This is a genomic window from Bradyrhizobium barranii subsp. barranii (assembly GCF_017565645.3).
Classification (GTDB): Bacteria; Pseudomonadota; Alphaproteobacteria; order Rhizobiales; family Xanthobacteraceae; genus Bradyrhizobium; species Bradyrhizobium barranii.
Window position 1 is genome coordinate 5,630,497 of the sequence record NZ_CP086136.1, and the last position, 20,193, is coordinate 5,650,689.

The 20,193-nt window shown below is 63.1% G+C and carries 15 protein-coding genes and 2 pseudogenes; 13 read left to right on the forward strand and 4 right to left on the reverse strand.

Going from position 1 to position 20,193, the window contains the following annotated elements; genetic code table 11:
- The first annotated feature begins 391 nt into the window (after positions 1 to 391).
- The 4 genes from J4G43_RS27045 to J4G43_RS27060 all read left to right on the forward strand — a co-directional run bounded on the left by J4G43_RS27045 (position 392) and on the right by J4G43_RS27060 (position 2,702).
- Complete coding sequence (locus tag J4G43_RS27045) at positions 392 to 937, forward strand: phage tail protein (protein WP_208086836.1); 546 nt, start codon at positions 392 to 394, stop codon at positions 935 to 937.
- A 110-nt stretch (positions 938 to 1,047) separates the two neighbouring features.
- Positions 1,048 to 1,575 (forward strand): phage tail protein, encoded by a 528-nt coding sequence (locus J4G43_RS27050; protein ID WP_208086837.1) that lies wholly within the window; start codon positions 1,048 to 1,050, stop codon positions 1,573 to 1,575.
- 40 nt (positions 1,576 to 1,615) lie between these two features.
- Complete coding sequence (locus J4G43_RS27055) at positions 1,616 to 2,164, forward strand: phage tail protein (protein ID WP_208086838.1); 549 nt, start codon at positions 1,616 to 1,618, stop codon at positions 2,162 to 2,164.
- 10 nt (positions 2,165 to 2,174) lie between these two features.
- Entirely contained in the window at positions 2,175 to 2,702 is a 528-nt protein-coding gene (locus tag J4G43_RS27060; RefSeq protein ID WP_225005154.1) for a GNAT family N-acetyltransferase, read from the forward strand.
- Here J4G43_RS27060 and J4G43_RS27065 read toward each other — a convergent pair.
- Positions 2,699 to 3,656, reverse strand: a pseudogene (locus tag J4G43_RS27065) (alpha/beta fold hydrolase). The gene J4G43_RS27060 and the pseudogene J4G43_RS27065 overlap by 4 nt on opposite strands.
- Positions 3,657 to 3,808: 152 nt before the next feature.
- Between J4G43_RS27065 and J4G43_RS27070 the strand changes: the two are divergent.
- The 6 genes from J4G43_RS27070 (at position 3,809) to J4G43_RS27095 (ending at position 10,522) form a co-directional block, all read left to right on the forward strand.
- On the forward strand, positions 3,809 to 5,071 hold the full coding sequence (locus tag J4G43_RS27070; protein WP_208086839.1) for a D-alanyl-D-alanine carboxypeptidase family protein: 1,263 nt from the start codon (positions 3,809 to 3,811) through the stop codon (positions 5,069 to 5,071).
- A 2-nt stretch (positions 5,072 to 5,073) separates the two neighbouring features.
- Positions 5,074 to 5,760: a dTMP kinase gene (gene tmk / locus J4G43_RS27075; RefSeq protein ID WP_208086840.1), complete on the forward strand. Its 687-nt coding sequence runs from the start codon at positions 5,074 to 5,076 to the stop codon at positions 5,758 to 5,760.
- A complete protein-coding gene (locus tag J4G43_RS27080; RefSeq protein ID WP_208086841.1) occupies positions 5,757 to 6,803 on the forward strand; it encodes a DNA polymerase III subunit delta' in 1,047 nt (348 codons plus the stop codon). The genes tmk and J4G43_RS27080 overlap by 4 nt, the downstream gene beginning before the upstream one ends.
- A 109-nt stretch (positions 6,804 to 6,912) precedes the next feature.
- On the forward strand, positions 6,913 to 8,922 hold the full coding sequence (gene metG / locus J4G43_RS27085) for a methionine--tRNA ligase (RefSeq protein WP_208086842.1): 2,010 nt from the start codon (positions 6,913 to 6,915) through the stop codon (positions 8,920 to 8,922).
- Positions 8,923 to 8,934: 12 nt separating this feature from the next.
- Positions 8,935 to 9,711: a TatD family hydrolase gene (locus tag J4G43_RS27090; protein ID WP_085401499.1), complete on the forward strand. Its 777-nt coding sequence runs from the start codon at positions 8,935 to 8,937 to the stop codon at positions 9,709 to 9,711.
- Positions 9,712 to 9,724: 13 nt separating this feature from the next.
- Positions 9,725 to 10,522, forward strand: a complete 798-nt coding sequence (locus tag J4G43_RS27095) for an MBL fold metallo-hydrolase (protein ID WP_208086843.1) — start codon at positions 9,725 to 9,727, stop codon at positions 10,520 to 10,522.
- A 15-nt stretch (positions 10,523 to 10,537) separates the two neighbouring features.
- Here J4G43_RS27095 and J4G43_RS27100 read toward each other — a convergent pair whose 3' ends face one another.
- From J4G43_RS27100 to J4G43_RS27110, 3 genes are read right to left on the reverse strand one after another with little or no spacing between them, the layout of a single operon-like run.
- Positions 10,538 to 12,187: an acyl-CoA synthetase gene (locus tag J4G43_RS27100; RefSeq protein WP_208086844.1), complete on the reverse strand. Its 1,650-nt coding sequence runs from the start codon at positions 12,185 to 12,187 to the stop codon at positions 10,538 to 10,540.
- Between the two features lie 23 nt (positions 12,188 to 12,210).
- Positions 12,211 to 14,100, reverse strand: a complete 1,890-nt coding sequence (locus tag J4G43_RS27105; protein WP_208086845.1) for a TRAP transporter large permease — start codon at positions 14,098 to 14,100, stop codon at positions 12,211 to 12,213.
- Positions 14,101 to 14,132: 32 nt separating this feature from the next.
- The gene (locus J4G43_RS27110; RefSeq protein ID WP_208086846.1) at positions 14,133 to 15,152 is read right to left on the reverse strand and encodes a TRAP transporter substrate-binding protein; all 1,020 of its coding nucleotides are present in this window, start codon (positions 15,150 to 15,152) and stop codon (positions 14,133 to 14,135) included.
- Between the two features lie 460 nt (positions 15,153 to 15,612).
- Between J4G43_RS27110 and J4G43_RS27115 the strand changes: the two genes are divergently transcribed.
- The 3 genes and pseudogenes from J4G43_RS27115 (at position 15,613) to J4G43_RS27125 (ending at position 20,175) form a co-directional block, all read left to right on the forward strand.
- Positions 15,613 to 15,933, forward strand: coding sequence for a hypothetical protein (locus J4G43_RS27115; RefSeq protein WP_208086847.1), 321 nt, complete (start codon positions 15,613 to 15,615; stop codon positions 15,931 to 15,933).
- Positions 15,920 to 16,294, forward strand: a pseudogene (locus tag J4G43_RS27120) (transposase); the annotation flags it as partial. The gene J4G43_RS27115 and the pseudogene J4G43_RS27120, both read left to right, overlap by 14 nt.
- 500 nt (positions 16,295 to 16,794) lie before the next feature.
- Entirely contained in the window at positions 16,795 to 20,175 is a 3,381-nt protein-coding gene (locus tag J4G43_RS27125) for an AAA family ATPase (RefSeq protein ID WP_208086848.1), read from the forward strand.
- Positions 20,176 to 20,193 lie beyond the last annotated feature (18 nt).

Sequence of the window (20,193 nt, forward strand, 5' to 3'; positions counted from 1 at the left end):
AATCGCGTGACTCACCGGCCCCCCTTGGCGGCAGCTCTCGATAGAGCATCCGCCTAAAATCCCTGATTGTGAAATTATTCGCCTATATCGTTGCGTGCATTTGACGGGACGCGGTGCGCAACGCAAGCGAGCGAGCCAGCCAAACTGCCGATACCAAGTCGCGGGCACTACTTTGCGGCGAACCGTTGCATAGCGGCAACAAAAGCGTGCTTTGATAGCAATCGACGGAAACGCTTGGCGTGTCAATGGTTGCGCTTGCGCTTGACTGTCGACGCTGGCTGTTCAACAATCTTGGCGAGTGGGCCGCAATAAATTCATTCTTTAATTTAAGTGCCGCCGTCGTGGTCTGCATCATCACGCGACGGGTCGTTAGATTTTTGGGGGAGGGGTCATGCCGTTACAGCCGGTTCTCGGACAAATCATGCCTTTTGCGGGCGCAGTGATTCCCAGAGGTTGGGCGCTGTGTAACGGTGCGCTGCTGGCTATCCAGCAAAATGCCGGGCTGTTCTCGTTGCTCGGCACCTATTATGGCGGCAACGGAGTGACGACGTTTGCACTCCCGGATCTGCGCGGTCGCGCGATCCTCGGCTCGAGTGGCGCCGGGCAAATTCCCGTGGGCATGACCGGCGGGTCGTATATGGCCAGCCTCAATGCGCAGCAGCTCCCGGCCCACAATCATCTCATTCAAGTGTCCGCAGCGGTCGGAGGAGGCGGTCGCGGGGCCGTCCCTCCCACAGGCAACGTCTTCGCGACAAACTCACTGCCGGCGACCAACCCGACGAAGATTTTTGCCGCAGCCGGGAGCGGCGACACGCCATTGGCCACCGGCACCAATCTGGTGAACGAAGGCGGCAACCAGCAGCATAACAACATGCAGCCCTATCTCACGATCAGCTATCTGATCGCGACGCAGGGGATTTTTCCGTCGCGAAGCTGAGCGGCTGCACGGCCGCATTTTCGCAAACGTAATCCGTCCACTTCAATTTTCCCATATTCGCGCATTCGCCGATCGGATCGGAACGGGCGCACACCAAAGGATCATATGCGATGGCAGATCCGTTTATCGGCGAGATCAGGTTGTTTGGCTTTCCGCGGGTGCCGGACGGCTGGTTCGCCTGCAATGGACAGTCGGTCTCGATTGCCCAGTTTGAGACGCTTTACGCCGTGATCGGCACCACCTATGGCGGCGATGGCGTCAACACGTTCAACCTTCCCGATCTACGCGGCCGTGTGCCGATCGGACAGGGACAGGGGACAGGCCTTCCGAACTATACGCTGGGCCAGCCCGGGGGTGAGGAGAACCACACCCTGATCGAAGCCGAAATGCCGACCCACAGTCATGCGCTGATGTCCTCGACCGTGACGGCAACGGATGTAACGCCCGGGCCGACCCTTCATCTTGCCACGGCGTCAGCAGGTGAACTCTACGCACCGATTGCGAACGCCGGGACGTACTCCACGATGGCCCCCTGCGTCGCCACTTCGGGCAACAGCATCGGGCACAACAACATGATGCCGAGCGTGGTTGCCAATTACTGCATTTGCTACGCGGGCGTCTTCCCTTCGTCCGGTTAGGCCGCGCACGCATCCGTATTCAGTCTCAAGGAAAGACAACATGTCAGATCCGTTCGTCGGAGAAATCCAGGCTTTTACGTTTCCTTTTGCAGTCGGCGGCTTCAACAGCGCCTGGCTGCCGTGCGGCGGCCAGCTCCTGCCAATTCAGGGTCACAGTGCGTTATTTGCACTCATCGGTACCTATTACGGCGGCAATGGCACGACCAATTTCGCCTTGCCGAACCTGAACGGTTCGGTCGCGATCGGTCAGGGGCAAGGCCCGGGATTGCAAAATTATGTCGTCGGCGAGACCGTCGGCAGTTCGACGGTGACGCTGATCGGCGACAACATGGCGAGGCACACGCACGCCCTGCAACTCGGCGACAAAAGCGCGACAGGCGCTACGGCAGGTCCCGGCGCGGCGGGGACCACGGTTGCGATCGACCCGAACTTCACCGGCTTCACGGCGCCACCCGGCAGTCTCACCTTGGTGCCAAGCGCCGTCACACTCACCGGGCAGAACCTGCCGCACGACAACATGCAGCCGACCCAGGCGATCGTCTGGTGTATCGCCTATGCGGGAATCTTTCCGGCTTTCGGCAGCTCCTGAACGATCTTGAGTGCGCGACGGCATGATTGACGGCGCGCCGCTCGACATCGTCCCGGACGATCCGGCTCTTCGGCTTCGGCCCGCAGGCCCGAATGACGAGCCGTTCATCCGGCGTCTCTTCGAGGAGGTGCGGACGGGGCAATTCACCGCGACCGGATTGTCCGGGCCGATCGTCGGCCAGATCATCGCGCAACAGTTCCGCAGCCAAGCGGCCGGCTATGCCGCGCAGTTTCCGGGGGCGATCTCGCTGATCGTCACACAGGAAGGGACCGCGATCGGCCGGCTGCTGCTTCATTGCGAAAGCGAGCACTGGCACATCATCAACATCGCGCTGCTGCCGGCCGATTGCGGTCGCGGCGCCGGCACGAAGATCCTCGACGCTCTCGAAGCGAGCGCACGGCAGCAGGGTGTCGGTGCGCTGACGCTCTCGGTGCTTGCGGACAATCCGGCCGCGCACAGGCTTTACCTGCGGCGAGGATTTGCCGAGATCGGGCAGGCGGACGCCGCCCACATCGCGATGAAAAAAGATCTCGCCTAACGCACAGCCACTTCGCGCAGGAACTTCAGCAGCGCAGCGTTGACCTCGTCAGGCCGCTCCTGCTGGACCCAATGGCCGGCGCCCTCGATGATCAGCTTCCGCGTCAGATTGGGCAGCACGCGCTCGAGCTCGTTGACGCGCTTGGCTTTCGATCAGGCCGGTGATGACGGCGTCTTTGGAGCCGGCAATGAAGAGCGACGGCTGATGGATCTGCGCGTCCTGCCAGGGCGCGGTCAGCTCCCAATTGCGGTCGAGGTTGCGATACCAGTTCAGCCCGCCGCGGAAGCCGGACTTGCGGAAGCTTTCGGTGAAATAGGCGAGGTCAGCCTCGCTGAGCCAGTTGGGCAGCGGCTCCTCGGCGAGCGCGTGACCGAGAAAGCCCTTGCCCTCCTGGACGAACATCGCGGCACTGGGATCGGCAAGGCCGCGCCCGCCGAGCACGATGCGCATGGTGCGGGCGATGTCACGCTCGAACTCGCCCTCGGCGACGCCGGGCGTCTGGAAATACTGCCAGTAGAAATTGGTGACGCCGCCCTGGCGCAGCAGATCGAGCGGCTTGCCGCGGCCGCGGAATGGCGGCGGCACGCTCAGGCCCGCCACCGCCGTGAAGATGTCGGGCCGGAACAGCGCCGCGTGCCAGGCGACCGGCGCGCCCCAGTCGTGGCCGACCACCATCGCCTTGCCCTCGCCGAGCGCGTGCACGAGGCCAACGACGTCGCCGACCGTGTCGAAGATCGAGTAGGCGGCGACGTCCGCCGGCGCCGCGCTCTGGCCGTAGCCGCGCATGTCGGGGGCGACGACGCGAAACCCGGCGTCCGCCAGCGCCGGGATCTGGTGGCGCCAGGAGTAGGATAGCTCGGGCCAGCCGTGGCACAGCACCACCAGCGGACCCTGGCCGGCCTCGCGGATGAACAGGTCGATCCCGTTGGCCTTGATCACGCGGGTGGACAACATCGCTTTTCCGCCTTGTTTCAGGGGTTTGGTCGGGAAATATCAGGTGCCACGATAGGGGCGCGCCGAGAATCGTGCAATCTCGGGTTCGGTGGCCAGCCCCGTGTTGTTCGCACCGGTTCCTGCTGTTAGAACGCCGCTCTCAGGGCTTCGCCATGGCATTTCGTCTTTTTCCGCTCCGTCGCACCCGGTTTTCTGCCGGTGCGCTGGCGCGCGGGCTGATCGCGGCGGTTCTGGTGGCGGGCATCGGCTGGGGCGGGGCCCTGTACGCCGCCAACCAGAGCATCCAGGGCGCCAAGAAAGCCGAGGATTCCGGCTTCGATGGCGACGCCCCCACCGCGATCCTGATCGAGGCTTCCAGCGGCAGCGTCCTGTTCGAGAAGAACGCCGACGAACTGCGTGCGCCCTCCAGCATGATGAAGCTGATGACGGCCGAAGTCGTCTTCAATGCCATCAAGAAGGGCGACATCAAGCCGACCGACGAGTACCGGATCAGCGAGAACGCCTGGCGCAAGGGCGGGGCGCCCTCGGGCGGCTCGACCATGTTCGCCGCCATCAACAGCAAGGTTTCGGTCGATGACCTCCTGCATGGTGCGATCATCCAGAGCGGCAATGACGCCTGCATCGCGCTGGCCGAGGGCATTGCCGGCAATGAGAAGATCTTTGCCGCCGACTTCATGACCAAGCGTGCCCGCGAGCTCGGCATGACGAAGTCGACCTTCGGCAATTCCAACGGCCTGCCCGATCCCGGCAACAAGATGACGGTGCGCGAGCTCGGCATCCTCGCGCGCCACATCATTCTCGACTTCCCCGAATTTTACAAACTGTTCGGCGAGAAGGAGTACACCTGGAACAAGATCCGCCAGCCCAACCGCAATCCTCTGCTCAATTCAATGGAAGGCGCCGACGGTCTGAAGACCGGCTACACCAAGGAAGGCGGCTACGGCATGGTCGGCTCGGCCGTGCAGAACGGCACGCGGCTGATCGTGGTCGTCAACGGCCTGGAAGATCCTGAGGATCGCGCCACCGAAGCCAAGAAGATGCTGGAATGGGGCTTTCGCAATTTCGAGACCCGCACTTTGATCGCGGCCGACCAGCAGGTTGGCTACGCAAAAGTGTTTGGCGGCGAGAGCCGCTCGGTCAAGCTGGTCGCCAAGACGCCCGTCAAGGTGATGGTGCACAAGAACGGTAGTGACAAGCTGATTGCGCGCGTCGTCTATAGCGGTCCGGTGCGCGCGCCGATCGAAGCCGGCCAGAAGGTCGGCGTGGTCAAGGTCTGGCGCAGCGGCAATATCGCGGTGGAGACGCCCGTCTATGCCGCCGAAGCGATCGGCACCGGCTCGACCATGCGCCGCGCCATCGACGGTGCCAGCGAGCTCGTGATCGGCATGTTCCGCGCGGGCGCCGAGAAGCTCTGACCATGAGTGAGAGCGCAGCACAGCGGCCCTCCGGGCGCGGACGCTTCATCACCTTTGAAGGCGGCGAGGGCACCGGCAAGTCGACCCAGATCAAGAAGCTCGCCGACCGCCTCACTGCGGCCAGGCTGCGGACCCTCGTCACGCGCGAGCCCGGCGGCTCGCCGGGTGCCGAGATCATGCGTCACCTGGTGCTGTCGGGCATGGGCAAGCTGCTCGGGCCCGAAGCCGAGACGCTGCTGTTCGCGGCTGCTCGCGACGACCATGTCCGCACCGTGATCCAGCCTGCGCTCAATCGGGGCGCCTGGGTGCTGTGCGACCGCTTCGCCGACTCGACGCGGGCCTATCAGGGCAGCCTCGGCCGCGTGCCGATGGGCCTGATCAACGCGATGCAGCGGGTCACGATCGGCGATCTCAAGCCGGACCTCACCCTCATCCTCGATTTGCCGGTCGAGATTGGATTGCAGCGCGCCGCCGTGCGTCGTGGTAGCGGCACACCTGACAGGTTCGAGGGCGAGCAGCTCAGCTTCCATCAGGGCCTGCGCGAGGCCTATCGCAAGATCGCCGAGGACGATCCCGGCCGTTGCGTCCTGATCGATGCCAATTCCGATCCCGACACGGTTGCTGGACGAGTCTGGACGGCGCTGCGCGACCGTCTTCTCCCAACCCCTGCATCGGTGGTTTCCCTATGAGCCCGCGCCAGGCCGAACGCGAAACCGCCATTCCGCATCCGCGCGAGACGAGCCTTCTGTTCGGCCATCGCGAGGCCGAGACGGCGCTGCTCGCGGCCTATCGCAGCGGGCGCATCCCGCATGCCTGGCTGATCGGCGGGCCGCAGGGGATCGGCAAGGCGACGCTGGCCTATCGCATGGCGCGCTTCGTGCTTTCCAACGGCCAGCCGCTGGCGCCGTCCGTGCAGCAAGCCCAGACCCTCGCGATCGATCCTGATAACGCCGTGGCGCGGCATGTTGCGGCCAGCTCGCACGGCGGGCTGTTGAAGCTGGAACGCACCGCCAACGACCGCGGCGTGATGCGCACGGTGATCACCGTGGACGAGACGCGGGAGACGATCGGCTTCTTCGGCTCGACTGCCGCGGCAGAAGGCTGGCGCGTCTGCATCGTCGACACCGTCGACGAGCTCAATCCGAATGCCGCCAACGCGCTGCTGAAAATCCTCGAGGAGCCGCCGCAGCAATCGCTGTTCCTCCTGGTCAGCCACGCGCCGGCGCGCGTGCTCGCCACGATCCAGTCGCGCTGCCGCAAGCTGCGCCTGCGCCCGCTCGGCACGGATGATGTGATCGGCGCCGCAGCTTCGACGGCTGACCTCGATCCGAACGATCCGGCGCTGCGCGAGGCCGCGGAGGCCTCCGAGGGTAGCGTCGCGCGGGCGCTGACGCTGCTCGGCGGCGATGCCCTGAAGCTGCAGCAGCGCACGGCGGCGCTGCTTGCGCGCCTGCCACAGGTCGATCCGCGCGAATTGCACACGCTCGGCGATTCGCTCGGCACCAGTGACCGCGTCGCGCTGGCGGCCTTCATCGACGGCATCGATCGCTGGATTGCGGAACGCCTGCATTCCGACGAGGCCAATGCCAACCAGAATCTGCCGCGCCTTGCGCGCCTAGCTGAGGTATGGGAAAAGATCGTCCGCGCCGCGCGCGACACCGAAACCTACAATCTGGAGCGAAAGCCCTTGGTTTTCTCGGTGTTCGGCTGGCTGGCGGACGCAACGCGCTAGAGCATGATCCGGAAAAGTGTGCAGCGGTTTTCCGAGAGGATCATGCTCAAGACAATAACCGAACGCAGGTTCGTTTCCAAATTTCGAGAAGCCGGTAAAGGAATTCGTCGTGGCCACGCGAGCTAAGAAAACCGCCAGGGGCAAGAGCAGCAAGAAGAAGGCTGCCAACAAGGCCGTGAAGAAGGCCGTGAAGGCGCTCGCGCGCAAAGCTGCCAAGAAGGTCAAGAAGACCAAGAAGGCTGCTGTCAAGAAGGGCGTGAAGAAAAGCGCTGCGAAGACGACAAAGAAGGCCGGCAAGAAGGCTGCGAAGAAGCAGGTCGTCGCCAAGAAGGCGGTGAAGAAAGCGGCCAAAAAGGCAGCCAAGTCTCCGGCGAAGAGCAAGGCTCCCGCGAAGAAGGCCGCCAAGAAAACGAAAGTGGCTGCGCCTGCCGTGACCGTCGCACCGGCTCCCGTCGCCACGCCGCCGAAGGTTGTGAAGCCCAAGGTGTCGAAGCCGAAGGTGTCGAAGCCTGAGGCGCCGCCCGCGCCAAAGCCCGTCGCCGCTCCGCAAGCCGCAACTCCCGTTGCTGCGCCCGCGCGCGACAACGTCTTCTACATCTCGACCGCCATCGCCTATCCCAACGGCAGCCCGCATATCGGCCACGCCTATGAGGCGATCTCGGCCGACGTGCTGGCGCGCTTTGCGCGGCTCGACGGCAAGGACGTGTTCTTCCTGACCGGCACCGACGAGCACGGTCAGAAGATGGTCCAGACCGCGCAGAACGAGGGCCTGACCCCGTCCGCGCTCGCGACCCGCAATGCTGGCCGCTTTAAGGAGATGGACGAGCGTCTGAACGTGTCGTTCGACCGCTTCATCCGCACCACCGAAGAACAGCACCATCGCTCCAGCCAGGAGATCTGGCGGCGCATGGAAGCGAACGGCGACATCTACGCCGACAGCTATGCCGGCTGGTACTCGGTGCGCGACGAGGCGTATTACGCCGAGGACGAGACGCGCCTGAACGACGACGGCGTGCGCCTCGGACCGCAAGGCACGCCAGTCGAATGGGTCGAGGAGAAGAGCTATTTCTTCCGCCTGTCGGCCTATCAGGACAAGCTTCTGAAGCTCTACGAAGATCATCCTGAATTCATTGGCCCGGACTCGCGCAAGAACGAGGTGGTGAGCTTCGTACGCGGCGGCTTGCGCGATCTCTCGATCTCGCGCACGACCTTCGATTGGGGCGTGAAAGTGCCCAGCGACGAAGAGCACGTGATGTATGTCTGGGTCGACGCGCTGACCAATTACATCACCGGCGTCGGATTCCCCGACGAGAGCGACAAGAACTGGCGCTACTGGCCGGCCGACGTGCACATCATCGGCAAGGACATCATCCGCTTCCACGCGGTATACTGGCCCGCATTCCTGATGTCGGCCGGCATTTCGCTGCCGAAGAGGGTCTATGCCCATGGCTTCCTGTTCAACAGGGGCGAGAAGATGTCGAAGTCGGTCGGCAATGTCGTCGACCCCTTCAATCTTGCCGACCAGTATGGCGTCGACCAGATGCGCTATTTCTTCCTGCGCGAGGTCTCGTATGGCCAGGACGGAAACTACAACCACGAAGCCATCGTCGCGCGTATCAATGCCGATCTCGCCAACGACCTCGGCAACCTCGCGCAGCGCTCGCTGTCGATGATCGCCAAGCAGCTCGGCGGCGTGCTGCCGGAGCCGGGCGAGTTCAGCGACAACGACAGAGCGATTTTGGCGATGGCGGACGGCATGATCGCCGCATCGCGCGAAGCGATGGCGACGCAGCAGATCCATCACTGGCTCAACGCCGTGTGGGCCGTGGTCGCGGAGGCCAACCGCTATTTCGCGGGCGAGGCGCCATGGGCGCTCGCCAAGACCGATCCTGTCAGGCAGAAGACGGTGCTCTATGTCACCGCCGAGGTCGTGCGCCAGATCGCGATCCTGGCCCAGCCGGCGATGCCGACTGCCTCGGGCCTGCTGCTCGACAGCCTCGGCATTCCCGCGGGCGAGCGGTACTTCGCGATGCTCGGGGGCGCCAAACGGATCGCGCCAGGCTCGACGCTGCCGGCGCCGACACCGGCGTTCCCGCGCTACATCGAGCCGGCGGCCTAGGGCGTTCGGGCGATGCTGGTCGACAGCCACTGCCATCTGGATTTTCCGGACTTTGCGGAAGACCTCGACGGGATCGTCTCGCGTGCACGTGCGGCCGGCATCGGCCGTATGGTCACGATCTCCACGCGGGTGCGAAAGCTCAATCAGCTTCTGGCCATCGCTGAGCGCTACGACGACGTCTACTGCTCGGTCGGCACCCATCCGCACAACGCGGACGAGGAAGACGGCATCTCGCCGGACGAACTGATCGGGTTGACCGGGCATCCCAAGGTGGTCGCGCTCGGCGAGGCCGGGCTCGACTATTTCTACGACAACGGCGCGCCGGAGGCGCAGGCGAGGGGCTTTCGCGCCCACATCGCCGCGGCCCGTGCGACCGGCCTGCCGCTGGTGATCCACACCCGCGAGGCGGACGAGGATTGCGGCCGCATCCTGGAGGAGGAAGCGGCCAAGGGTTCGTTTCGCGCCGTGCTGCATTGCTACACGGGCGGGCGCGAGCTGGCGCTGAAGGCGGTGTCGCTCGGGCTCTATATCGGCTTCACGGGCATCCTGACCTTCAAGAAATCGGAGACCCTGCGCGCGCTTGCGGCCGAACTGCCGTCGGACCGTATTCTGGTTGAAACAGACTCGCCCTATCTTGCGCCCGGCAAGTTCCGGGGCAAACGCAACGAGCCGGCCTATGTGGTCGAGGTCGCCAAGGTGCTCGCCGAAACGCGCGGCGTGTCGCTCGACGAGATCTCACGCCAGACCACCGAAAACTTCTTCCGCCTGTTCTCCAAGGTGAAATCTTAGGACTGGGAGCCGCATGACGCTGACGCTGACGATCCTGGGCTGCGGCTCCTCCGCCGGCGTGCCGCGCCCGGCACTCGGCTGGGGCGCCTGCGACCCCAACAATCCAAAGAACCGCCGCCGCCGCTGCTCGCTGCTGGTTGAGCAGACATCACACCACGGCACCACGCGCATCGTGATCGACACCTCGCCCGACCTGCGCGAGCAGCTCATCGATACCAATGTCGACCACATCGACGCGGTGTTCCTGACCCATGAACATGCCGACCAGACCCACGGCATGGACGATCTGCGCTCCGTCGTGCTCCACATGCGCAAGCGCATTCCGGTCTATTTCAACCAGTCGACCGCGAAAGACATCATGGCGCGGTTCTCCTATTGCTTCATTTCGCCCGAGGGCAGCGACTATCCGCCGATTTTGCACCGGCATTCGATCGAGGCCGGCGAAAGCCGGACCATCAGCGGCAAGGGCGGGGACGTGACCATGACCGCCTTCCTGGTCCAGCACGGCCAGATCCCCGCGCTCGGCTATCGCATCGGCAATGCCGCCTACACGCCCGACCTCAACGACATCCCGCGCGAGAGCTGGGGCGCGCTGGAGAATCTCGATCTCTGGATCGTCGACGGCTTACGCTACACCAGCCATTCCAGCCATTTCAGCATCAACGATGCGCTGTCCTGGATCGAGCGCTTCAAGCCCAAGCGCGCCGTCATCACCAACATGACGGCCGACGTCGATTACGAGGTGATCCGGCAATCGCTGCCCGCGGGCGTGGTGCCGGCCTACGACGGCATGCGGCTCGAGACGCACTGATCGCGCCGGCTCGGTTCAGGCCGAGATCGCCTTCGACGAGCCGACCTCGTTACGCAGCAAGAATTTCTGGATCTTGCCCGTGGACGTCTTCGGGATCGGTCCGAACACGACGGCCTTCGGCGTCTTGAAGCCGCTCATATGCGTGCGGCAGAAGGCGATGATCTCGGCTTCGGTCGCGCTGGCGCCGTCCTTCAGTTCGACGAAGGCGCAGGGCACCTCGCCCCATTTCGGATCGGGCTTTGCGACGACGGCTGCGAACAGCACGGCCGGATGCTTGTAGAGGACGTCCTCGACCTCGACAGAGGAAATGTTCTCGCCGCCGGAAATGATGATGTCCTTGGAGCGATCCTTGATGATGACGTAACCGTGCTCGTCGAGCACGCCGAGGTCGCCGGTGTGAAACCAGCCGCCCTCGAAGGCTTCCTTCGTCGCCTTCTCGTTCTTGAGGTAGCCCTTCATCACGATGTTGCCGCGGAACATGACCTCGCCAATGGTCTCGCCGTCGCGGGGCACCTCCTGCATCGTCTGCGGATTGATGACGGTGACGCCTTCCTCGAGCGGGTAGGGCACGCCCTGCCGCCGCTTCATGCTGGCGCGCTCGGCGGCGGGCAGATCGTCCCAGCCGGGTTGCTCGGCGCAGACGGAGGCGGGGCCGTAGACCTCGGTCAGGCCGTAGACGTGCGTGAGCCTGATGCCGATGTTTTCTGCGCCTTCGAGCACCGCGACCGGCGGCGCAGCGCCGGCGATCAGGCCGACGACGCGGCGCGCGGCACCGCCCTTCGGCGCGTCGGGTGCGTTGATCAGCGTGTTGTAGACGATCGGCGCGCCGCACATGTGGGTGACGCCGTGCTGCTTGATCAGCTCGAAGATTTTTGTCGGCTCGACCTTGCGCAGGCAGACGTTGATGCCGGCGGCCGCCGCGATCGTCCATGGGAAGCACCAGCCGTTGCAGTGGAACATCGGCAGCGTCCAGAGATAGACCGGATGCTGGCCGAGCTGGCCGGCGAGGATGTTGCTGACGGCGTTGAGATAGGCGCCGCGATGATGGGTGACGACGCCCTTGGGATTGCCCGTGGTGCCCGAGGTATAGCTCAGCGCGATGGCATCCCATTCGTCCTTGGGCGGGATCGCGGTGAAATCAGGATCGCCTTGCGCAACCGCCGCCTCGTACTCGATCTCGCCGATGCGCTTGCCGCCCTTGAAAGCGGCGTCGTCGACGTCGACGACGAGCGGCTTCGGGCCCTTCATCTGAGCGAGCGCGTCGGTGATGACAGTCGAAAACTCCGGATCGACCAGGATGATCTTGGCGCCGCCGTGATCGAGCTGAAATGCGATCGAGGGCGCATCGAGACGAATGTTGAGCGCATTGAGAACGGCGCCGGTCATGGGGACGGCGAAGTGCACCTCGTTCATCGCCGGAATGTTCGGCAGCATCGCCGCGACGGTGTCGCCGACGCCGATGCCCTTGCCGCCGAGCCAGGACGCAAAGCGCTTGCAGCGCTCATGCGTCTCGCGCCACGTGAAGCTGCGGCCCTCATAGACCGTGCTGACGTGGTTGGGATAGACGGCGGCGCTGCGCGCGAGGAAGCTCAGCGGGCTCAGGGGGACGTAGTTGGCGGGGGTCTTGTCGAGGCCGATGTTGTACTGGTTCTGCCGCTCGCTCATCGAACCCTCCTTGACGCCGCGCTCTACAGGAATCCGATCGAGATCCAGGGGAAGATCGCGACGATGATCAATCCCACCAGCAGCGCCAGCAGATAGCCCCAGATCGGCCTGATGCCTTCGGCCGGATCGACGCGTCCGATGGCGCAGGCGGCATAATAGCCGACGCCGAAGGGCGGGGCGAATAGTCCGATACCCATGGCGAGAATGATCACCATGGCATAGTGCACCTCGTGCACGCCGACGGCACGGGCGATCGGAAACAGCAGCGGCCCGAACAGCACGATTGCCGGAATGCCCTCGAGCACGCTGCCGAGGATGGTGAAGGCCAGGATGGACACGGCGATGAAGGTCGCAGGCCCCCCGGGCAATCCGGTCATGGCTGAAGCCAGCGAGCGCGAGAAGCCGGATTGGGTGAGCCCCCAGGCCATGCCGGTCGCCGTGCCGATGATCAGGAGGATCGCGCCCGACAGCGCCGCGGTCTCGACCAGCATCGGAAACAGCCGCCGCCAGTCGAAGCGGCGGTAGACGAGGAGGCCGACCAGGGCGCCGTAGACGATGCCGATGGTGGAGACTTCGGTCGCGGTCGCGATGCCCTCGACCACGGCGTAGCGGATCACGAAGGGCAGCGCGAGCGCGGGCAGGGCAATGATGAAGGTCTTGCCGATCTCGCCACCCGTGGCGCGGCGGACATGGCTCATGTCCTCGTGGCGGTAGCGCCACCACACCAGCATGCAGAGCGTGATGGCGAGCACGACGCCAGGCAGCAGGCCGCCGGTGAAGAGGGCGGCGATCGAGACGCCCGTGACCGAGCCGATCGTGATCAGCACAAGGCTCGGCGGAATGGTCTCGGTTTGGGCACCGGTAGCCGCAAGAAGCGCCACGAGGTCGCCGGGCTTGGCGCCGCGCTGCTTCATTTCCGGGAACAGCACGGGCGCAACCGCCGCCATGTCGGCCGCCTTGGCACCGGAGATGCCGGAGACGAGGTACATCGCGCCGACCAGCACGTAATGCAGGCCGCCGCGGACATGGCCGAGCAGGCTCGCCAGGAGCGCGACCATGGCCCGCGCCATGCCGGTCATCTCGATCAGGAGGCCCAGGAACACGAACAGCGGCACCGAGAGCAGGATGAGGTGGCTCATGCCCTCGTCCATCCGCCCGACCAGCACCATCACCGGCGTCCGCGTGGTCAGCGCCAGATAGCCGTAGATCGCGAGGCCAAACCCGAACGCAATGGGAACGCCGGCAAAGACGCAGAAGCCGGCGACGCCGACGAAGAAGATGACGAGGTTGAGGTTGCCGAGCGGCCGCAGATAAGGCTGCGCCAGCCAGAACAGACCGATGATGACGGCAACCGATATCACCGCCGTCAGCACCATGCGGTAATCGGCGGCGCGCAGCAGCCGCAGCAGCGCGAACACCGCCATCAGGCAGATGCCGGCCGGCAACGCCGCGGCGCGCCACATGTTCGAGATCTGGAGCGCCGGCGTGGTGATGAAGCTTTCCTCGAAGGCGTATTCGGCGGACGGCCAGACGATCAGCGCCAGGAAGGCCAGCGCCGCACAGGTCGCGACCACGTCCAGATAGGCGCGCAACGCCGGCCGCGCGCTCGCGACGAGCGCCGTCATGCGCATGTGCTCGGAGCGGCGAAATGCGACCGCAGCGCCCAGCATGGCCAGCCACAGGAACAGGATCGAGGCGAGCTCATCCGACCAGATCAGCGGCCGGTGCACGCCGTAGCGTGCGACCACGCCAGCAAACAGGATCACGATCTCGGCGACGACCAGGATTGCCGCGGGGATCCCGACGGCGAGGCCGAGGAGGCGCTCCAGCGAGGCCAGCACGAGGGATCGGCGAGGGGGCTGAACAGCCACCTCGCCCACCACTCCGGTCGCCTCAACCTCGACATGAGCCATCTCGATAAGAACCTCGGCGGCCCCAACGCGCGTTACGACAACTTGCCGACGGCCTTTTCCAGGAGATCCCAGGCCTGGTCGCCATACTTGCCCTTCCACTCGGCATAGAAGCCGGCGGAGCGCAGCTTGTCGCGGAACGGCGCCACCGCAGGCTGGTTGAAGGTCAGGCCCTTGCCCGCGAGCTCCTGCTGGAGGTTCGCATTGAGCTTGGCGGTATCCTCACGTTCCTTGACGGCGGCGGCGTTGATGTTCTTGGCGACGATGGTGCGCACATCCTCCGGCAGCGCGCTCCAGGCGCGGCGGTTGGCCAGGAACCAGAAGCCGTCCCACATGTGGTTGGTCAGCGAGCAGTACTTCTGCACCTCGTACAGCTTGGCGGTCGAGATGATCGCCAGCGGGTTCTCCTGGCCCTCGACGATCTTGGTCTGGAGCGCGGAATAGACCTCGGCGAAATTGATCGAGGCGGGCGCGGCGTCGAACGCCTTGAACATCGAGGTCCACAGCGGTGACACCGGCACGCGGATCTTGAAGCCCTTGAGGTCGTCGGGACCGGTGATCGGCTTGCTCGACGACGTGGTCTGGCGGAAGCCGTTGTCCCAGATCTTGTCCATGACCTCGAGGCCGGCCTTCTTGATCTCGCCGCGGACATGGGCGCCGAGGTCGCCGTCCATGGCCTTCCAGACCGTGCCGTAGTCCGGGAACGCGAAGCCGATGCCGTTGATGGATGCGGCCGGCACCAGGGTCGACAGGATCAGGCCTGACAGCGTGAAGAATTCGACGCCGCCGGACCGGATCTGGCTCAGCATGTCGGTGTCGGAGCCGAGCTGGTTGTTCGGAAAGATCTGGAGGTCGAACTTGCCGTTGGTCTCGGCCTTGATCGCCGCCGCCATCTCCTTGGCGCGCACGTTCAGCGGATGGGTGTCAGGCAGGTTGTTGGCGTATTTGTAGGTGAACTCGGCGCTCTGGGCGCGGGCCACATGGGGCGCACCGAGGCCGCCCAGGACCGCGGTCGCGGCGGAGGCCTTGAGAAGCGTGCGTCGGGAAAAGCTCATGGGTCTGCTTCCTCGGAAGTTTGTTGTTGTTCTGAGATGCAAACCTATACGGACGGAAGGCCTGAAGGTCATCTGCGATCTCGCGAGGTCTCGCTTATTGCAGCCGGACACCGTCGCGGCAATATCGGCTTTCGGCAGATGGGCCGGGATTCAAAATCTGAAAAACAACCCCATGCACAGTAGCCGTCAAGAGCCGAGAGGCCGGTCGCGGCGTAGACCGAAAATGGACGGCAAGCAAAGGCGCAGGATCAGGAATTCGATCTAAATATCTGATCTAATTGCATATAAAGATATTCCATAATATACCTTATGCGAATTACGGATATGGCGGTCCGGGCTGGGACCCGCTTGGTGTAGCGCTCATCACAATCCTGCATTCCATTCACACCATTCCTGCACGCGATTCCTCCGGTCCTCTTGCCGGCCCCTTAGCAGGCCAAATCAGACCTCCACGTCCCCAATGTCTTATGCGAAGCTCCCGGTTTGCGAGCTCATCGAGCGTTTGGCAAACATAGACGGACAGACGGTCTCCAGCATGAAAATGGAGAATGGCGCCACTTTCGGCGAATTCGCCGCGTTGAGGGCGCTGAAGGCTAAAGGTGGAGAAGCCCCCTTCTCCGAACTGGCAAAGATCGAATTGCGGGGCATCGCGCTAATCCTTGGCCGAATGCTTTCGCCGCGGTCGCGTCAGAAAGGCGTGTCCGGCCGACAGACCATGAACGGCGACGGAGAAAGGCCGGCCCTTGTTCGTCGCCACTTCGTCGGATCGGGCCGAAGCTGAAACCGCGATCGACGTCTTCGTCGAGAAATACCACGTCAAATACGGACGTGCGGTGGAGTGCCTGATCAAGGATCGCCATGCGCTGCTCGCCTTCTTCGACTTCCCTGCTGAGCACTGGATCCACCTACGCAGCTCGAACCCGATCGAGAGCGTCTTCGCCACGGTGCGCCACCGAACGGTGCGGACCAAGGGATCGCTGTCGCAACAAACTGCGAAGCTGATGGTGTTCAAGCTCATCGACGCCGCATCGAAGACCTGGCGGCGATTGAAGAGCACGAACCAGTTGCCGAAAGTCATCGCCGGTGTAAAGTTCATCGACGGAATCGAAGTCATTCCGAACACTGAAAGCCACGCCGCCTGATCAGGCCGCGTCACCCAAAATCAGCCATAGCTCGGGCGGTTGCGAGCGTCGTTGTTGTCGCCGCAGTATAAAGGGCTAGCGCGAGCGCGCTCTTTAGGATTTCTGTAGCCGACATTATCTCCTGCCTCTGTTTGAGACCTCGGAAAGCAGCGTACGCCGGATACACCACCAAGGCGCAAGGCGGCCAGGAAATATCGGATCGCGAAGTAGGCCGCCCGCGTGAGCCGGCGGGCCTGGCTTCACGGACGTATCGTCCGCTCAATTTCACGGGCCGCCCAGGTCGCAACCATCATCGCGAACCGGAAGCGCTCGCGCGTTTCCGCAGGTATTTGGATGCTGCGAATTGCGAGGCTGTTCACATGTCCGGACCCGACAGCATGCTATTGTCGGTGCGGTCATGCCGAACTGTTCGTTTGAATGGCTTCCAATAGAATTAAGTAGGACGAGCAAATATTCGGCTCTGATGCGCTGAAGCTGTTCGTACACACAGGGGTCCTGCCATGGAAATCGGGACTTGGCTGAAAAGTTTGGGCCTAGGACGACATGAGTCCCTGTTCATCGCGAACGCCATAGATTGCGATGTGTTGCCGCAATTGACAGAAGTTGACTTCGAAAAGGTTGGCATCCCACTCGGCGACCGGAAACGCCTCGTGAATGCGATCAGTGCGCTTCCCTCCAGCCTTCCCTCCACTGTCGTGAATGCTGCAATTGCGCAATACGCGGAACGGCGCCACCTCACGGTAATGATCTGTGACTTGGTCGATTCGACCGCCCTGACGGCACGCCTTGACCCGGAAGATATGGGCGCCGTCATCGATGCCTATCACGCTGCTTGTGCTCGTATCACGCGCTCCTATGACGGCTTTCTCGCCGACTTTCGCGGAGACGGCATTCTTGCGTATTTCGGCTATCCCATTGCGCACGAGGACGATCCCGAACGAACTGTAAGAGCTGCGCTCGATATCATTGCTGCTGTCGCACGGCTTGAAACCCGCGCTGGAGAACCGCTCGCGGTGCGTATCGGTATCGCTACCGGCATGGTGGTAGTCGGTGACCTGGGCGGCGAAGGCAAACTTCGGGAGCACTCCGTGGTTGGGGGCGCTCCCAATATCGCGGCTCGCGTGCAAGCCTTGGTCGAGCCGAACACCGTGGTCGTCGCAGACTCCACCCGTCGTCTCCTTGGCGATATCTTCAGTCTTCGCGACCTTGGCGCCCACCACCTCAAAGGCATTAGCGAGCCGGTGAGCGCGTGGGCCGTCCAGGGCGTCTCGGCTTCCGAGAGCCGCTTTGAGGCGGTGCGTCCGACAGAACTCGCCCCTGTCATCGGCCGCGATTCCGAGTTGGAGTTCTTGTTGGAACGTCAACGTTTGGCTCGCACGGGCGAAGGCCAGATCGTTCTCATCTCAGGCGAGCCGGGTATCGGGAAATCGCGCTTAGCAGCGGCTCTGGCTGAACGTGCAGCTAAGCATCAACCACACGTGCATTTCCGTTATCAGTGCTCGCCTTACCACGCCAACAGCGCACTTCATCCCGTGGTCGAGCAGTTGGAAAGGAGTGCCGGATTTAAGGCGGACGATCCCGTCGAGACGCGGCTTGACAAGCTGGAGGCACTCCTCTCGTTGAGAGCACCGCAAGTTCAGACGGTAGTACCACTTTTTGCTGAGCTGCTATCGATCCCATTCGCGAGCCGTTATCCAAAACCGCAGCTAAGCCCCGCCCAGCAGCGTCGCCGCACACTTGCCGCGCTGCTCGATCAATTCGAGAGCCGTTCTCGCAAACAGCCCATCCTGTTGCTTATCGAAGATGTTCAGTGGGCCGACGACACCACCCTCGAATTGCTCGACCTCATCGTAGAGCGAGCCCGACAGTTGTCTATCCTTGCGCTGGTTACCTTTCGACCAGAGTTCGAGCCTCCCTGGACCGGTCTTGCAAATGTCGGAAGCCTGGTCCTCGGACGGCTCAACCCAGATGATGTCAAAGGTGTTGCCACGCAGGTGGCCAATGGCCGAGCGCTTCCGATCGACGTGATGAAGCAGATCGTAACAAAGACTGACGGAAATCCGCTCTTCGTGGAGGAACTCACCAAGGCTGTCCTCGAAGCTGGCATTCTGATCGAATGCCAGGATCGCTATCAGCTCGGGGGACCGTTACCGCCCTTTGCCATCCCGGAAACCCTTCACGACTCCCTGATGGCGCGGCTCGACCGCCTGCATTCGGTGAAGGAGATCGCCCAGATTGGCGCCACCATCGGTCGCGAATTTTCCTATTCCTTGATGCGGGCTGTGGTCGCTCGAGAGGAAACACGGTTGCAGCATTCCCTCTCCGAACTCGAGGAGGCCGGGCTTATTTTCCGCGAAGGTGACCTGCCGGATGCCATTTATAGCTTCAAACACGCATTGGTGAGGGATGCGGCTTATCAGAGCCTGCTGAAGACACGGCGGCGGCAACTCCATGCGCAAATAGCGCGCGTGCTAGAGGAAAGATTCCAGGATGCCGTCGTGAACGCCCCTGAAATCCTTGCGCACCATTTCACCGAAGCCGGCATGCTTGAGAAGGCAACGGACTATTGGCTCAAGGCCGGAAAGCGCGCGCTCGGGCGCTCCTCCAATGCCGAGGCTGTAAAACATCTCACGAGAGGAATGGAGCTGACCCAGCAACTGCTCAGCTCGCCGCAACGCGATCGCAAAGAACTGGATTTCTATCTGGCCCTTGGTCCTGCAGTCGCCGCAACTGAGGGCGATGCGGCGGCTGAAACGTCGCGGGTCTTCTCACGGGCTCGCGCGCTGCTAGGCGAAAGTGTCAGCCTAGAAGAACGGATGACGATCCTGTGGGGCAGCTACCTAGCCCACAGTGTGCGCGCGGAGTATAGCTCAGCGCTGGAGGATGCCCGGTACGGCCTCGCGTTGGCCGCAGAGCATGATCATCCCGGCGTGGCCGTCCTAGCCACGCGCTTTATTGGACAATCATTGCATCTCACGGGTGCCTTCGCCGACGCACGCGAACACCTCGATCGCGCCCTCGCACTGTGCTCAACCAATCCAGCCACGATATCGACCTATCGCCGCTTCGGAGTCGATGACGCGGTGAACAGCCTGGCGTGGCTCTCGACGACGCTATTGGTCCTTGGCTATCCTAAACAGTCTACAACAATCGTCGAGCGTACTGAAACTCTTGCTCGAACGAGGGAACAAAGCTTTACGACGGCCCTGGCCCTGGGGAACATAGTCGTTTTGGGCACAATCGGCGGCGACGCAAAGCGCGCTTTGGCTCACGCCGACGAAGCGATATCACTCAGCATCGAGCATGAATTTGCGGCAATTGAACGAAGAGCACGTTTTTTCCGCGGAGCGCTATTAGCCCAAGGAGGGGATCTTCAAGTCGGGATCGAACTGATGCGCGGCGCTTTGACGGCAACTTACCAAAACTCTGAACGGTGCCGCCGCACTCTCTATTTGGGCCATCTCGCCTTCGCCCATGCCCAGCTCGGAGAGCTTGAAGTTGGACTGCGCCTGCTGGACGAAGGCGTTCAGCTGGCCGAAACGACTGGGGAGAGATTCTTTGAGGCCGAGTTGTATCGTCTTCGGGGCAACATCAACCTAAAACTCGGCAGGCGTGACCAGGCAGAGGCCGCACTGCAGCGAGCCGTGGCGATTGCGCGGCAACAACAAGCTCGCTGGTGGGAGTTGCGTGCCTCGATCTGTCTCGCGCGGCATTGGAGTAACGAAGGCAGATATTTCGAGGCTTGGTCCCTCTTAGAGCCTATATACACTTGGTTCACCGAAGGTCGGGATACACCCGATCTGACAGACGCGAGAAATCTCGTGGACGAACTACGCTCAGTTTCAGGAATGAAAGATGAGCCAAAGCGTGGCAGCTGTTGACCAGCACCGCTCAACATC

What these genes read in the sequence shown, in the direction of transcription:
- J4G43_RS27090 (WP_085401499.1), top strand. Translation starts at nt 8,935, where the DNA reads ATGCTGGTCGACAGCCACTGCCATCTGGATTTTCCGGACTTTGCGGAA.
- J4G43_RS27100 (WP_208086844.1), bottom strand. Translation starts at nt 12,187, where the DNA reads ATGAGCGAGCGGCAGAACCAGTACAACATCGGCCTCGACAAGACCCCC.
- J4G43_RS27050 (WP_208086837.1), top strand. Translation starts at nt 1,048, where the DNA reads ATGGCAGATCCGTTTATCGGCGAGATCAGGTTGTTTGGCTTTCCGCGG.
- tmk (WP_208086840.1), top strand. Translation starts at nt 5,074, where the DNA reads ATGAGTGAGAGCGCAGCACAGCGGCCCTCCGGGCGCGGACGCTTCATC.
- J4G43_RS27125 (WP_208086848.1), top strand. Translation starts at nt 16,795, where the DNA reads ATGGAAATCGGGACTTGGCTGAAAAGTTTGGGCCTAGGACGACATGAG.
- J4G43_RS27070 (WP_208086839.1), top strand. Translation starts at nt 3,809, where the DNA reads ATGGCATTTCGTCTTTTTCCGCTCCGTCGCACCCGGTTTTCTGCCGGT.
- J4G43_RS27105 (WP_208086845.1), bottom strand. Translation starts at nt 14,100, where the DNA reads ATGGCTCATGTCGAGGTTGAGGCGACCGGAGTGGTGGGCGAGGTGGCT.
- J4G43_RS27095 (WP_208086843.1), top strand. Translation starts at nt 9,725, where the DNA reads ATGACGCTGACGCTGACGATCCTGGGCTGCGGCTCCTCCGCCGGCGTG.
- J4G43_RS27115 (WP_208086847.1), top strand. Translation starts at nt 15,613, where the DNA reads ATGTCTTATGCGAAGCTCCCGGTTTGCGAGCTCATCGAGCGTTTGGCA.
- J4G43_RS27045 (WP_208086836.1), top strand. Translation starts at nt 392, where the DNA reads ATGCCGTTACAGCCGGTTCTCGGACAAATCATGCCTTTTGCGGGCGCA.
- J4G43_RS27055 (WP_208086838.1), top strand. Translation starts at nt 1,616, where the DNA reads ATGTCAGATCCGTTCGTCGGAGAAATCCAGGCTTTTACGTTTCCTTTT.
- J4G43_RS27080 (WP_208086841.1), top strand. Translation starts at nt 5,757, where the DNA reads ATGAGCCCGCGCCAGGCCGAACGCGAAACCGCCATTCCGCATCCGCGC.
- J4G43_RS27110 (WP_208086846.1), bottom strand. Translation starts at nt 15,152, where the DNA reads ATGAGCTTTTCCCGACGCACGCTTCTCAAGGCCTCCGCCGCGACCGCG.